This window comes from Bacillus sp. F2HM (assembly GCF_019266135.1).
GTDB classification, from domain to species: Bacteria; Bacillota; Bacilli; order Bacillales; family Bacillaceae; genus Bacillus; species Bacillus safensis.
This window is the reverse complement of sequence record NZ_LRMO01000006.1, coordinates 59,540-73,961: the sequence shown is the minus strand read 5'-3', so window position 1 is coordinate 73,961 and position 14,422 is coordinate 59,540. Positions and strand designations below refer to the sequence as shown.

At 42.7% G+C, this 14,422-nt stretch carries 12 protein-coding genes; 11 read left to right on the top strand and 1 reads right to left on the bottom strand.

Going from position 1 to position 14,422, the window contains the following annotated elements:
• The first annotated feature begins 27 nt into the window (after positions 1 to 27).
• The 3 genes from AWT60_RS04435 (at position 28) to uxaC (ending at position 3,904) form a co-directional block, all read left to right on the top strand.
• The gene (locus tag AWT60_RS04435; RefSeq protein ID WP_218676953.1) at positions 28 to 1,194 is read left to right on the top strand and encodes a Gfo/Idh/MocA family protein; all 1,167 of its coding nucleotides are present in this window, start codon (positions 28 to 30) and stop codon (positions 1,192 to 1,194) included.
• Positions 1,195 to 1,245: 51 nt separating this feature from the next.
• Entirely contained in the window at positions 1,246 to 2,343 is a 1,098-nt protein-coding gene (locus AWT60_RS04430) for a Gfo/Idh/MocA family protein (protein WP_218676952.1), read from the top strand.
• Positions 2,344 to 2,452: 109 nt separating this feature from the next.
• On the top strand, positions 2,453 to 3,904 hold the full coding sequence (gene uxaC, locus AWT60_RS04425; protein WP_218676951.1) for a glucuronate isomerase: 1,452 nt from the start codon (positions 2,453 to 2,455) through the stop codon (positions 3,902 to 3,904).
• 71 nt (positions 3,905 to 3,975) lie between these two features.
• Here uxaC and AWT60_RS04420 read toward each other — a convergent pair whose 3' ends face one another.
• Positions 3,976 to 5,469: a peptide MFS transporter gene (locus AWT60_RS04420; protein ID WP_024425520.1), complete on the bottom strand. Its 1,494-nt coding sequence runs from the start codon at positions 5,467 to 5,469 to the stop codon at positions 3,976 to 3,978.
• Positions 5,470 to 5,732: 263 nt separating this feature from the next.
• On the opposite strand from AWT60_RS04420, the gene AWT60_RS04415 reads away from it, so the two are divergent.
• The 8 genes from AWT60_RS04415 to AWT60_RS04380 all read left to right on the top strand — a co-directional run bounded on the left by AWT60_RS04415 (position 5,733) and on the right by AWT60_RS04380 (position 14,355).
• Positions 5,733 to 7,520: a right-handed parallel beta-helix repeat-containing protein gene (locus AWT60_RS04415; protein ID WP_218676950.1), complete on the top strand. Its 1,788-nt coding sequence runs from the start codon at positions 5,733 to 5,735 to the stop codon at positions 7,518 to 7,520.
• Positions 7,521 to 7,718: 198 nt separating this feature from the next.
• Entirely contained in the window at positions 7,719 to 9,044 is a 1,326-nt protein-coding gene (locus AWT60_RS04410) for an LLM class flavin-dependent oxidoreductase (RefSeq protein WP_218676949.1), read from the top strand.
• A 16-nt stretch (positions 9,045 to 9,060) separates the two neighbouring features.
• The gene (locus AWT60_RS04405) at positions 9,061 to 9,564 is read left to right on the top strand and encodes a GNAT family N-acetyltransferase (protein ID WP_218676948.1); all 504 of its coding nucleotides are present in this window, start codon (positions 9,061 to 9,063) and stop codon (positions 9,562 to 9,564) included.
• A gap of 21 nt (positions 9,565 to 9,585) precedes the next feature.
• The gene (locus AWT60_RS04400) at positions 9,586 to 10,380 is read left to right on the top strand and encodes an amino acid ABC transporter substrate-binding protein (protein ID WP_041089070.1); all 795 of its coding nucleotides are present in this window, start codon (positions 9,586 to 9,588) and stop codon (positions 10,378 to 10,380) included.
• A 24-nt stretch (positions 10,381 to 10,404) separates the two neighbouring features.
• Positions 10,405 to 11,079 (top strand): amino acid ABC transporter permease, encoded by a 675-nt coding sequence (locus AWT60_RS04395; RefSeq protein WP_041089072.1) that lies wholly within the window; start codon positions 10,405 to 10,407, stop codon positions 11,077 to 11,079.
• A 12-nt stretch (positions 11,080 to 11,091) separates the two neighbouring features.
• On the top strand, positions 11,092 to 11,838 hold the full coding sequence (locus AWT60_RS04390) for an amino acid ABC transporter ATP-binding protein (protein ID WP_218676947.1): 747 nt from the start codon (positions 11,092 to 11,094) through the stop codon (positions 11,836 to 11,838).
• A 34-nt stretch (positions 11,839 to 11,872) separates the two neighbouring features.
• Positions 11,873 to 13,030, top strand: coding sequence for an amidohydrolase (locus AWT60_RS04385; RefSeq protein ID WP_373272895.1), 1,158 nt, complete (start codon positions 11,873 to 11,875; stop codon positions 13,028 to 13,030).
• Positions 13,021 to 14,355, top strand: coding sequence for an MmgE/PrpD family protein (locus tag AWT60_RS04380; protein ID WP_218676946.1), 1,335 nt, complete (start codon positions 13,021 to 13,023; stop codon positions 14,353 to 14,355). The genes AWT60_RS04385 and AWT60_RS04380 overlap by 10 nt, the downstream gene beginning before the upstream one ends.
• The last annotated feature ends 67 nt before the right edge of the window (positions 14,356 to 14,422 follow it).

The window sequence follows — 14,422 nt, the reverse complement described above, 5'->3', positions numbered from 1 at the left end:
ATCTTCTTGCAGAAGGGAAAGATTGATATGACCAACATCGCAATTATAGGAACTGGATCTATTGCAACTGCCCATATCGAGGCTTATCTTGCAATGCCTGAAATCAGTAAGATTGTAGCTTTAGCTGATATTTATCCTGAAAAAGCAATGTCTGCAGCAACAAAATATAACCTAGAAGCACGAGTTGTCGCTAACTACCAAGAGTTATTGAATGATCCTACGATTGATGCCGTTTCCATTTGTACACCTCCTTATATGCACGCAACCATTGCCATCGATTTTCTTAAAGCAGGCAAACATGTCTTAGTAGAAAAACCTATGGCTTCTTCTCTAAAAGAATGTGACGAAATGATAAAAGCATCTATTGAAAGCCAAAAGCTTTTATCCGTTGTTGCTCAAAACAGGTTTATGACGCCCATTATGAGATTAAAACATGTCCTTGATCAAAACCTCATTGGAAAAATCGCTCATACTCAAGTTGATTCTTTTTGGTGGCGTGGTCATAGTTACTATGATTTATGGTGGCGCGGTACATGGGAAAAAGAAGGTGGAGGTTGTACACTTAATCATGCTGTCCATCATATTGATATGTTGCAATGGATGTTAGGATTGCCGACTGACATTTTTGCAGCAACTAGTAATACCTTGCATGATAATGCAGAGGTTGAAGACCTTTCTATTGCGGTACTTCGCTATGGAAATGGCAGCTTAGCACAAGTAACCAGTTCTGTTGTTCATCATGGAGAAGAACAACAATTGATTTTTCAAGGTGAAAAAGCTAGAGTATCTGTCCCGTGGAAAGTAAATGCTCAAATAGCTAAAGAAAATGGGTTTCCTCAAGAGAAAAATGATGAGGATTTAGAAAATCGTATTCAGGAAGCTTTTAATCAGTATCCGGAATTGCTATTTGAAGGGCATAAAGGACAAATAAATAATTTTTTAATGGCTATCAAGGGTAACCAGAAGCTTTTAATTGATGGAACAGAAGGAAGAAATACACTAGAACTTATTACAGCCATCTATAAATCTGCAAACCTAGGTGTTCATGTGAAGCTTCCTCTTTTAGCAGACGATCCTTTTTACACACGTGAAGGCATGCTCGCGAACGTTAAGCATTTTTATGAAAAACAAAGCAGTGTAGAAAATTTTTCAGACGATACGATAACCGTTGGAGGAAATTACGAGAAACTATGAGTCTAACGTTATTAAATTATAAACTGGAAGCTAGCTAGAGGAGGAACAATCATGCAGAAAAGTGATGGAATGAATTATGCTCCTAAGGGAAAAAGTGCCCCTGTCGTTACAGAAGGACAATTCGTCATGGCGGCTATTGGTCTTGATCATGGACACATCTATGCAATGTGCAATGGATTAACTGAGGCTGGGGCTACATTAAAATGGGTGTATGATCATGATCAGAAAAAAGTACAAGAATTTTGTAAGGCTTATCCGGAGGTACAGGCAGCCAAAAGTGAGAAAGAAATTCTCGAAGATCCAGATGTAAGGCTCGTGGCAGGCGCAGCCATTACATCTAAACGCTGTGATTTAGGGCTGCGTGTTTTAGATCATGGTAAGCATTACTTTACGGATAAATCACCTTTTACAACGTTGGAACAATTGGAGCTTGCTCGTAAAAAAACAGCTGAAACGGGGCTTAAATGGGCTGTTTATTATAGTGAACGTTTGCACGTGGAAAGTGCCGTATTTGCTGGTCAATTGATTGAACAAGGAGCCATTGGAAAAGTGGTACAAGTTCTTGGAACTGGCCCACATCGTAGTAATGTAGAAAGCAGACCAAGCTGGTTTTTTGAAAAGGAGTATTATGGAGGTATTCTATGTGATATTGGTAGTCACCAAATTGAACAATTCCTTTACTATTCTGGCGCAAAAGATGCAAAAGTTGTACATAGTAAAGTGGGCAATTACAAACATCATCAGTATCCAGAATTGGAAGACTTCGGCGATGCTACTTTAATTGCGGATAATGGAGCTACAAACTACTTTAGAGTAGACTGGCTGACTCCTGATGGCCTTAGCACTTGGGGGGATGGGCGCACATTCATTCTTGGAACAGACGGGTATATTGAAATTCGTAAATACGTAGACATAGCAAGGGATAAAATAGGAGACCATTTATACTTAGTAAATCAACAGACAGAGCAACATTTTTCTCTAAATGGAGAAGTAGGATTCCCTTACTTTGGTGAACTTATTTTAGATTGTTTAAACGATACTGAAAATGCTATGACTCAAGAGCATACTTTTAAAGCCGCAGAACTATGTTTAATTGCACAACGAGACGCAATCTACGTAAATACGGAGTGTGAATTAAGTAAGATCTAAAAAAGTGAGGTGTTATTTTTGTTAATAACACCTTATTTAAATTTAATTGAGATTTTCTAAATTAAGTTTGAAGGATAAAGAAACGATAAAATGTATAGAGGTGACGATATTGTCTACATTCCTAAGCGAAGATATGATGCTTCATCACGAAAGTTCAAAAGTTCTTTATCATGATTACGCGAAAAATATGCCAATCTATGATTTTCATACGCATTTAATGGCTGATGACATTGCTAATAACAAAAAATATGAAAATATGACTGATATTTGGCTTAATGGAGATCACTATAAATGGAGGGCGATGCGATGGTTAGGCGTAGAAGAAAGATTGATCACGGGGAATGCAAGTGACAAGGAAAAATTCTTAGCTTGGGCCCAAACTGTTCCATATACAATAGGAAATCCTCTTTATCATTGGTCACATTTAGAATTAAGTCGTTATTTCAATATAAATGAGTTGTTCTCAGAAAAAAATGCACATAAAGTTTGGGATATCTGTAATGAGAGATTAAATGAAAGTAACATGTCCACAAATGGAATTTTAGAAAAATTTAATGTAAAAGTTGTATGTACGACTGATGATCCAATCGATACTTTAGAAATTCATCAAATCATACGTAAAGATGTAGGAATTAAAACCAGGGTCCTACCTACATTTAGACCGGATCATGCTTTAAATATTGAACAATCAAATTTTCTGAACTATATAGAAAAATTAGGTGATTCAATCAACGGCGCTGTTTTAACATATGAAAACTTTATCGCTTCATTACATTCACGAATTGATTATTTTCACGCGAATGGATGCAGAATTTCTGATCATGGTTTTGAAATATTTCCATTTTCACCAGCTACTGAACAAGAAGTGTCTTCTATATTTGTACGTGCTCTGCAAGGAAAAACACTATCCCTAGAGGATATCAATAAATTTAAAACAAACACTCTTATTCACCTGAGTAAAAAATATCATTCTCTTCATTGGACCATGCAATTACACATAGGTGCTTTAAGGAATAATAACACACGAATGTTCAAGTTAACGGGAAAAGATAGTGGGTACGACTCTATGTCTGACTTCCACCTAGCAAGACATTTAAATGGTTTTTTGAATGAATTGGACAAAGATAACCTTTTACCTAAAACCATTATCTATAATTTAAATCCCGTTCATAATGCGATTGTGGCCTCTACTATAGGGAATTTTCAATCTTCTGATGCCAGAGCAAAAATTCAATTTGGATCCGGGTGGTGGTTTAATGATCAAAAAGACGGCATGCTAGATCAAATGAAAACATTATCTAATATAGGTTTGCTTAGCACTTTCGTAGGTATGCTTACAGACTCAAGGAGCTTTTTATCGTTCCCTCGTCATGAATATTTCAGAAGAATTTTATGCAATTTATTTGGGACTTGGATAGAAAATGGGGAGCTTCCAAGGGATTACGAATTTATAGGGAAAATAGTCAAAGATATTTGTTATCACAATGCCGTGAATTATTTTAATATTGAAATAAATGAGACAGTACCAATGAAAACGAATGAATCATGCAGTAAGATATAAAATTTCTATATGAAGGATGATTATCAATAAAGTGAAAAACTGGACATGATGTACTCATGTCCAGTTTTTTATTAATGAACGCCTTTCATCGCTTTCTTAATCACTGGTGTCAGTAATAGCATCACAACGCATAAAACGATGGCCAGCAATCCGATGATACCGAAATAGACGGTTTCTGGCACTTTATCAAACAGTTTGACTACTTGCGCATTGATCGCCTGTGCCATCGCATTTGAAAGGAACCAAAGGCTCATCGTTTGCGCTGAGAAGGCAGCAGGTGCGAGCTTTGTTGTCGCTGACAGTCCAACTGGTGATAGGCAGAGCTCTCCGATCACGACGAGGAAGAAGCTCAGAACGAGCCATAATGGGCTCACAAGTGTGTTCGGACCGGACATGTATGCAGGAATGATCATGATGATGAAGGATAACCCTGCAAACAGAAGGCCGAGTGAGAATTTAATCGGGGTAGACGGCTGTTTCTTCCCAAGTCTGACCCATAACCAAGCAAAGACTGGAGACAGCAGCACAATAAAGATTGGGTTCAATGATTGGAACCATGAAGACGCTAGTGTCATCCCAAGGAAATTCAAGTTTGTTCGTTGATCTGCATATGTCGCTAAAATGTTTGAGCCTTGTTCTTGAATCGCCCAGAACATCACGGCAGCAAGGAACAATGGAATATAAGCGAGAACCCTGGATTGCTCCACTGCACTCGTCTTTTTACTGAAATACATGACAATGAAATAAACAATCGGAATGAGTACACCAAGGGCACTGACAAACCAAGTGAATAGATTAATTGTGAGCGCGCCTGTTTGAATGCCAATGACAGCAAAAACTGCGAGCAAAATCACAACCAATGATCCGTAAATTTTGAAGTTCTTACGTTCGGCAGCTGATAATGGATTTGTCACATAAGTGCCGGCAAGACCAAGGTTCGGTTTTTTTGTGACTACAAATGTAATGAGTCCAACAAGCATCCCAACGGCAGCGAGTGAGAACCCGAGGTGGAAATTCACTTTTTGACCGAGTGTTCCGACAATTAATGGGGAGATAAAGCCACCCATGTTGATCCCCATGTAGAAAATACTAAATCCAGAGTCCCTACGTGGATCTGTTTTTGTATACAGGTCACCAACAATGTTTGAAACGTTTGGCTTAAGAAGACCTGTCCCAATAATAATCAGTCCCATACTAATAAAGAGCGCTGTTGCTCCGCTTGGCAAAGCCAAAATCACGTGGCCAAGCATAATGAAAACTCCGCCATAAAACACCGTACTGGACGAACCAAATACCCGGTCGGCGAGCCATCCGCCAATAACTCCTGACATATAGACAAGCGCACCGTAGACAGACATGATCGAATTGGCTGTTGTCTGGTCAAAGCCTAGACCGCCTTTTGTCACCTCTGTGTACATATAATAAATAAGCAGTGCACGCATGCCATAATAGGAGAAACGCTCCCAAAATTCAGTGAAAAACAGTGTGTAAAGTCCTTTTGGATGCCCAAAAAACCCTTTTTGAGGAACACTTTTAACAATTTTATCGTGGTCAATTGTAGACATGGCATAGATCCTTTCTTAAAAAAAGAGATATGAGAAAAATGATATTCTTGTATAGTTCTTGTGTCAATATAAAACTATTCTAAAACAGGAAAATGTTAGTTCAATAGGCTTAAAGACTCAAAAAAATGAAAAATTCATTGAAGTAAAAATTATCGGAAAGTTATTCCGGAAGAATTTATTTAAAATTTGAAGCAATGTACAAGCAAACCTTTACCACATGCATAGGATGACGAGAGAACATGTGTGAAAAGGAGTGATTTAGGTTGGGGGAATTGAATGAAGCTGATCTAAAAAAACCTGTTGTCAATGTACTAGATTTTGGCGTGATTGCTGACGGGAAAACGGATTGCACGGCCAAGCTCAATGAATGTTTAGAATGGACAAAAGCACAAGGGTATTCCCATGTCTGGCTGCCGAGCGGCACATATTTAATAGATGCAGTGTACAGAGGTGATTCATTTTTTCCTTTCCGAGGTGCAGGTATACGGGTGCCAAGTCATATATGCATTGAGATGGCGTCAGACGCTGTGATAAAGGTAAAACCAAATGATTCATGGGGGTATGCAGCCTTTTATATAGGAAAGGTTCAGAATGTGACCATCCGAGGCGGACGTATTGAAGGGGATCGTCATGAGCATGTATACAAGCCGCTCCCCTCTGAACGAAAAACCCATGAATGGGGCTTTGGGGTGTGCATTGAAGGTGCCTCCCATGTCGAGGTGAATCATGTCCAAATCAAAAATTGTACGGGAGACGGCATTATTGTCAGTCCCCACGGTTTGTTGACAGAGGGTGAACCGTACTCGCCTGCTGCATCTATTGATATTTCTGGCTGCACCATCACAGATTCGAGACGCAACAATATTTCGATTACAGGCTGTGATGGGGTCATTGTGGAGGACTGTCTCTTGGAAAGAGCAGGAGTAAATGGGGTCGAGCCAAGAATGGGCATTGATATTGAAGGCTATGGAGAAAATGCCGTTAATATGGAAGAACCGCTGAATATTCAGATTCGAAACAACATCGTCAGAGGAGGTGCTGCGAGCTCCATCTATAACTTTAACGGTTATGGTGTGATCATTGAAGGCAATCATACAGATAGCAGTATCTCCTACGGCTTCTCCACCGAAACGATCATTGCCAACAATTTGATTCGTGCAGTAGGAGGAGGTGTTACAAAAGCAGGGATTACGAGCTTAGGTGTCTCACTTGGTCAAACGGAAAACAATGTGATTATTATTGGCAATATGATTGAGGGGTTTGAAAAAGGGATTGACGTGAGGGGAGACAGCGTACACATTACGGGTAATAAAATTAGTCTTTTTGAAGATGCGGCTGTGTCCGTTTATATGGCGAATCGTATTCTAATAGAAGGAAACCATATTGAATCAGGAACGAATACCGGAAAAAGGAGCGCCTCGCTGCGTATCTATCAATCGGATAGTGTCGTCTTTTCAAACAATACGGTCTATTCTGTTATCGATGCGGCCGTGGTGAGAGGAACGAATATCCTCATCCAGCACAATCAATTCAAAGAATTCAGCAGAGGAATCTGGGTGCAGGAAGGGGAAGCGGGGATCAACGGCAACCACTTTATTCAAGAAGGACACCCGGAGCTAGATTCTTCCTATACGATCAGTGTCACCGGAAATGCAAAGGCTTTCATCTGGCAGAATCGCTTTAAAAACTATCAAAACTACGCTGTATACAGCAGCACGACAGGGGCATTAGAAATTAAAGACAATTCCTTTGAAGAAACATCCTTATATGTGGTGATGTATATTAAAAATGGTTCACCACAAATTGGAGATAACCGCTTCTATTTGAATCGATCGATCGGACAGCCGACAGCGATCTTTATTGACCAGGCTTCGTCAGCTCGTGTGCTACGCAATAACATCATCAATCTATCTCCTCAAAAAGCGATTGCCGTCCGCACCGCAAATTCCACTCATTCTGTCATCGCTCACAACATGCTGGAGCGCAGTCAATTGTTGACACATACCACAGACCGGCTCATCGGAAATATTGAGATTGATACGCCATCATGAGCGTTTGAAATCCCTTATTTTGGAGGTTCAGAAGGCGGTTGACAATCCTGTAAAAAGGGCATATAGTAATAATTATTTTTCATTTTTCGCAACATTTGCCCTTTTTTTATTAATAAAACCGATTAATTCAATCAGAAAAATGTATCTTTTAAGGACTTCAGTTTGATACATGTAGGATATAGAAAGGATGAAGAACAAGTGTCACAGCCGAAAAGGGAGCTCAAGCTAGGCGTATTCATCGCAGGAACTGGACATCACGTTGCCTCTTGGAGACATCCGAATGCAGTACCAGACGCAGCCATGAACCTAGATTATTTTAAACAATTAGCGAAAAAGGCAGAGGAAGGAAAGCTGGATTTGCTCTTTTTAGCTGACAGTTTATCCATTAATCAAACCTCTCATCCGAACGTATTAACGAGATTTGAACCGCTTACGCTGCTTTCATCGATTGCTGAGTCTACTTCAACCATTGGTTTAGCAGCAACAGCATCCACTACATACAGTGAGCCTTTCCATATTGCAAGACAGTTTGCCTCCCTTGATCATTTATCAGGCGGAAGAGCGGCATGGAATGTGGTCACATCTTCTATTGAAGAAACAGCGAAAAATTTTAGCGGAGAAGAGCATTTAGCACACCATAAACGTTATGAGCGGGCAGAGGAGTTCGTCGAAGTCGTCAAAGGTCTCTGGGATTCTTGGGAGGAAGACGCCCTTGTCAGAAACAAGGAAACAGGAGAATTCTTCGAATCTAGTAAGCTTCATGAGCTCCAGCATAAAGGTGAGTTCTTCTCAGTCAGGGGGCCTCTCAACGTATCACGCACGCCGCAAGGGCAGCCCGTGATCATTCAAGCAGGATCTTCCGAAGATGGTCAAAAGCTTGCAGCAAAAACAGCAGAGCTCATTTTCACTGCACAAAACGATCTCGAAAAAGCGAAGGAATTTTATCAAAGCTTGAAGGGGAAAGTAGAGGCTGCTGGCCGTGCTAGAGAGGACGTCAGCATCATGCCGGGTATCTTCCCGATCATTGCTGAGACAGAGGAAGAAGCCCGAGCGAAATATGAAGAATTACAGGAGCTGATTGTTCCTGAGATTGGACTGAGCATTCTGCAAAATTACTTAGGCGGGATTGATCTGTCTCAGTATCCGTTAGACGGACCGCTTCCAGAGATTGACCCGAGCACGTCAAATGCGGTAAAAAGCCGTTTTGATCTCGTGATGAATATGGCGAGAAAGGATAACCTGACCATTCGCCAGCTCTATCAATCAGTTGCCGGCTCACGCGGTCATAATATTTTCATTGGAACGCCGGAGCAGCTGGCAGATGTCATGGAAACATGGCTGGTTGAAGAAGCAGCAGACGGCTTTAATGTGATGCCGCCGCTCTTGCCAGAAGGGCTGGATGTGTTTGTAGACCGCGTCGTCCCAATCCTTCAGGAACGAGGCTTATTCAAAACCGATTACACAGGACAAACCTTACGAGAAAATCTCGGACTAACAGAGCCAAAAAATCGCTACACGACATAAGGTGAGGTGACTAACGTTGGGATACACGTTTCGTCTGGCAACAGAGGCAGATATAGAGGCGCTGCTTGAACTAACAACAAGAGCCTATGAGCCAATTCGTGAGCTCGGCATTCAGTTCCAAGTAGCACATGCCGATTTCGCTCTCGTTCAGAATAATGTACAAAAGAATCTTTGCTATGTGATGGAAGAGAACGGAGAGCTTCTATCCACCTTATCACTCCGTATGCCTTGGGGAGAGCAGCCAGGACCGTTCGGCGTCCCTCACATCTGGTGGTTTGCCTCAGAACCAGCCGCCAAAAAAGGGACAGGCTCTGCCTTGCTGGAATGGGTTGAAACCGAAGTGCTAAGGGATACACTAAAGGTACCGTACGTGTCACTCGGTACAGCTGATAAGCACCCGTGGCTCGTAGAAATGTATGAGCGCAAAGGCTATGTCAGAGCAGGAGAAAAGGATTTAGGCAAAGGTCATATCACGGTTTATTTAAAAAAACAATTAAGATCAGATATCACACAACCATAAGACGAAAGAAGGGTTTCGAACATGAAACACAAAAAGTGGCTAGTCGTTCTTTTTGCAGCAATGCTGGCAGTTTTAGCAGCTTGCGGCGGTAACAATCAAAGTGAAGGCAAAGACGAAAAAGTATTAAAAGTAGGCGCTACTGGACAAAGCTATCCATTTGCTTATAAAGACAATGGCAAGCTTGTCGGATTCGATGTTGAAGTAACAGAAGCCATTGCGAAAAAGCTTGGCTACAAACTAGACTGGCAGCTGAGTGAATTCAGCGGACTAATGGGACAGCTGACATCTGGTAAGCTCGATACGGTGTCAAACCAAGTTGCCATTACAGACGAGCGTAAACAAACATTTAACTTTACTGATACGTACGCATACGCAGGAACACAAATCATCGTGAAAAAAGACAACAACGACATCAAAGGTCTTGATGATTTAAAAGGAAAAACAGTGGCGGCGGTTCTTGGCTCTAACCATGCTAAAAACTTAGAGAGCAAAGACCCAGATAAGAAAATCAAGATTAAAACATATGAAACGCAAGACGGCGTATTAAATGAAGTGGCAAATGGCCGCGTAGATGCTTATGTCAATGGACGCAGTGTATTACTTGCTCAAATTGAAAAAACAGGTCTGCCGCTGAAAATCGTAGGCAACCCAATTGTGTATGAAGAAGTAGGCTACCCATTTGCGAAAGATAAAAAGCATGACAAACTAAGAGAAGAATTTAACAAAGCCATCAAAGAATTAAGAGAAGACGGGACACTTAAGAAATTGTCTGAGAAATATTTCAAAGACGATGTCACAGTGCCAATTAAAAAATAACAGCAGCGGCGGTGAAGAGCAGACATGAACAAAATTGATTGGCAGTATATGGTGACGGTTTTTCCGACACTGCTTCAATACTTGCCGATAACGATCTTCATGGCGATTGTCTCCATGGTATTTGCCATTATCATTGGTGTGGTATTCGCTCTTATTACGAAAAACCGGATACCTGTTTTATACCAATTTGCCAAGCTGTATATTTCTTTCTTCAGAGCGGTTCCAACCTTGGTTCAGCTCTTTCTCATTTATTTTGGTCTCCCGCAGCTATTCCCTGCGATGACCTCAATGGATGCTTTAACAGCGGTCATTATCGGATTAAGTATTAAAAACTCAGCATACTTAGCAGAAATTTTCAGAGCGGCTCTGAACTCAGTGGATGAAGGGCAGCTTGAGGCATGCTTATCTGTCGGCATGACAAGATGGCAGTCTTACGTCAGAATTATTTTCCCGCAGGCCATCAGAAATGCGATTCCAGCGACGGGGAATACCTTTATTGGTCTTTTAAAAGAAACATCTCTTGCCTTTACGATTGGCGTGGCAGAAATGTTTGCACAAGGGAAGATGATTGCATCGGCGAACTATAAATACTTTGAAACCTATTTAGCCGTAGGGATTGTGTATTGGGTGCTGACGATTATTTATAGCTTCCTGCAAGACCTGTTTGAACGAAAAATCAGCAAACCTTACCGGAATTAAGGAGGTGTGGACATGATCAAGCTCACCAATTTGAAGAAATCATTCGGCGACCTTGTCGTCTTAGACGGAATCAATCTCGACGTGCAAAAAGGGCAGGTTGTGGCCATTATCGGACCTTCTGGCTCCGGTAAATCCACCTTGCTGCGCTGCTTAAATTTATTAGAAACACCAGATGAAGGCACGATTGAAATTGGCGATGCGAAGCTCGATGCGTCTAAATATTCACGTAAAGAAGCCCATCACCTGCGTCAACAAACGGCCATGGTGTTTCAAAACTATAATTTATTTAAAAACAAGACGGCACTGCAAAACATAACAGAATCACTGCTTGTGACGAAAAAAATGACGAAGCAGCAGGCGAATGAAATCGGTATGAAACTGCTGAAGCAGGTAGGGTTAGAGCAAAAGGCTGACAGCTATCCAGTCACGTTATCTGGCGGACAGCAGCAGCGGATTGGGATTGCCCGCGCGTTAGCGGTTGATCCACATGCGATTTTACTGGATGAACCAACGTCAGCGCTTGATCCAGAGCTTGTCTCAGGTGTGCTTCATGTCATTAAATCCATTGCGATTCAAGAAACAACGATGATCATCGTCACACATGAAATGGCGTTTGCAAGAGAAGTGGCAGACCATGTGATTTTCATGGCGGATGGTCATATTATCGAGCAGGGGACGCCAACTGAGTTATTTGATGAAACGAAGAATGAACGGACGAAACGATTTATCCAAAAAGAAGCAGCGGCTGAAGAAGCATAAGCTGCTTTTTATTCTTTAGAGGGGTGAGTGTCTAGTGAAATCAATAGGAAATGAAGCTTTAAACAAACGTTTGATCAAAATTCGCCGAGCGCTTCATGAGCATCCAGAGCTGGCGTTTGAAGAATTTGAAACGACAAAGAAACTGCGCCACTGGTTAGAAGAGGAAGGGATCACTGTACTTGATATCCCAGCCCTTCAAACAGGCGTTGTCTGTGAAATCAAAGGAGAACAAAAGGGGCCGACAATTGCTTTGAGAGCCGATATTGATGCACTTCCGATTGAAGAGGCATCTGGCGAACCATTTTCTTCGAAGGTACCGGGCAAAATGCATGCGTGCGGTCACGATTTCCATACAGCTTCTATTTTTGGTGCGGCTCTTTTATTAAAGGAGCGGAAACATGAGATCAAAGGAACGGTCCGTATTTTGTTCCAGCCGGCTGAGGAAGTTGCTCAAGGGGCGAAACACGTCATAGAGGCAGGCGTTTTAGATGGAGTCGATGCGATTTTCGGTATGCACAACAAGCCTGACCTGCCAGTTGGCACGATTGGCATTAGAGAAAAAGCATTGATGGCGAGTGTGGACCGTTTTGAAATCGATATTAAAGGAACGGGTGGCCACGCCGGTATTCCAAATCACACGGTAGACCCGATTGCCATCAGCGGGCAGATCACAAGCGCCCTTCAGCAAATCGTCAGCCGCCGCATCAGCTCCTTGCATCATGCAGTTGTCAGTATCACACGCATCCAAGGCGGTACATCATGGAATGTGATTCCCGACCGTGTTGAGATGGAAGGAACCGTTCGGACGTTTGAGCCTGAAGTAAGAGCGATGATTCCAGAGCTTATGAAACAAATCGTCAGCGGGATTGCTGAAGGATTTGGAGCAGAGGCTGAAGTGAGATGGCATCCTTATTTGCCTTCTGTCATGAATGATGAGCGTCTGACAAAGGTGGTAGAAGAAACGGCTGGCTCGCTTGACTTACATGTCGTGCAGGCAGAGCAGTCACCGGGCGGAGAAGATTTTGCCCTTTATCAAGAACGCATTCCAGGCTTTTTTGTATGGATGGGGACTAGTGGTACAAAGGAGTGGCATCACCCTGCGTTTACATTAAATGAAGACGCACTTCCAGCTGCCGCTGCTTTCTTTGCTGAGCTTGCCGTTCGGGCATTGGAGTCTCGATCATGGAATTAACAAAACATCTGGCAGAAGCAGTGCTTTCTGCTGATCCACTGCTAGATGAGCGGGCCATTCAAATGGCTAGCAATGGCCTGTTAGACGCTGCGGCATCAGCGTTTGCTGCGAAAGAGGATGAAGGGATCCAAAAGCTGATGCAGCTTGTTGAACAGGAAGGCGGAGCCGCTCAGATTCCTGTCATTGGACAAGGAAAGAAGGTGAGCCGCCAATCTGCAGCAATGCTGAACGGCTACCTCATCCATGCCCTGGATTATGATGATGTGCACTCAGATGTGAGAGGACATCCAAGCGCGGTCATCATTCCAGCGCTGCTATCACAGCTGACAGAAGGCAAAGGGTATGGCGAGCGGTTTTTAGCTGCCTACATCACAGGTGTTGAAGTGATGGCAAGACTTGGCGAATCCATCGGCAAGGCGCATTATGAGCGGGGCTGGCATAATACAGGAACACTCGGAGCCATTGCGGCAGTGTGTGCGATTGGCTATTTGAAACAAGTCTCGCAGGAAGAACTGACGAAAGCAATCGGCTTTGCCGGAGCGCAATCAGCCGGAATGCGAAAGCAATTTGGCTCTGATATGAAACCATTACAAGCCGGCTTAGCTGCTAAAACAGCCGTTTGGTCTATGGATTTAGCTTGTTCAGGTTTTAGCGGGAATGACTCGGTTCTTGATGGCGCGCTTGGATTCTTTTCACTCTATGGAGATCTGGAACTTGCGAAAAGCCGTTTACTAGAGGGCTATGGTTCTGCATGGCGTATCGTTTCGCCGGGGCTGTGGTTCAAAGTATATCCATTTTGCTCAGCTGCCCACCATGCAGCAGATGCAATCCAATCCTTAATGAAAGAGCGGTCTTTCTTGCCGGAGCAGGTAAAACAGGTCGATGTCATATTCCCGCCAGGCGGAGATGCAGCGCTTATTGAGCGGACACCTTTAACCGGGGAAGAAGGACGATTCAGTGTCGAATACGTCATCGCACTTGCAGTGTTTGGACAGACGCTTACGCTGGATGCCTTTACGAAAAAAACCATTCCATCAGACATGCGGACATGGATGAAGCGGGTAAGCAGAGGATATGATCAAACGACAGAACCCCATCCCGATGCTGTTCCAAAAGGACGCTTTACGATTGTGAAACTCACCTTATCTGACGGCACCACCATTAGCAAGCGGGTTGATATTCCGCAGGGAGCACCAGGCTGTGCGTTATCGAAAGAAGACATCATACAAAAGTTAAGCAGCGTCACAAGCGCATCACAGGCACAGCAGATTTTACAGGCGGTTGAAGAGGAAAACGACACTGCTTATTTGAAGTTGCTGGCATGATAAAAAAGCTCATCGATAGGGGACTGACCCCAAAAGATGAGCTTTTTTAATCCATCTTTTAACTGTC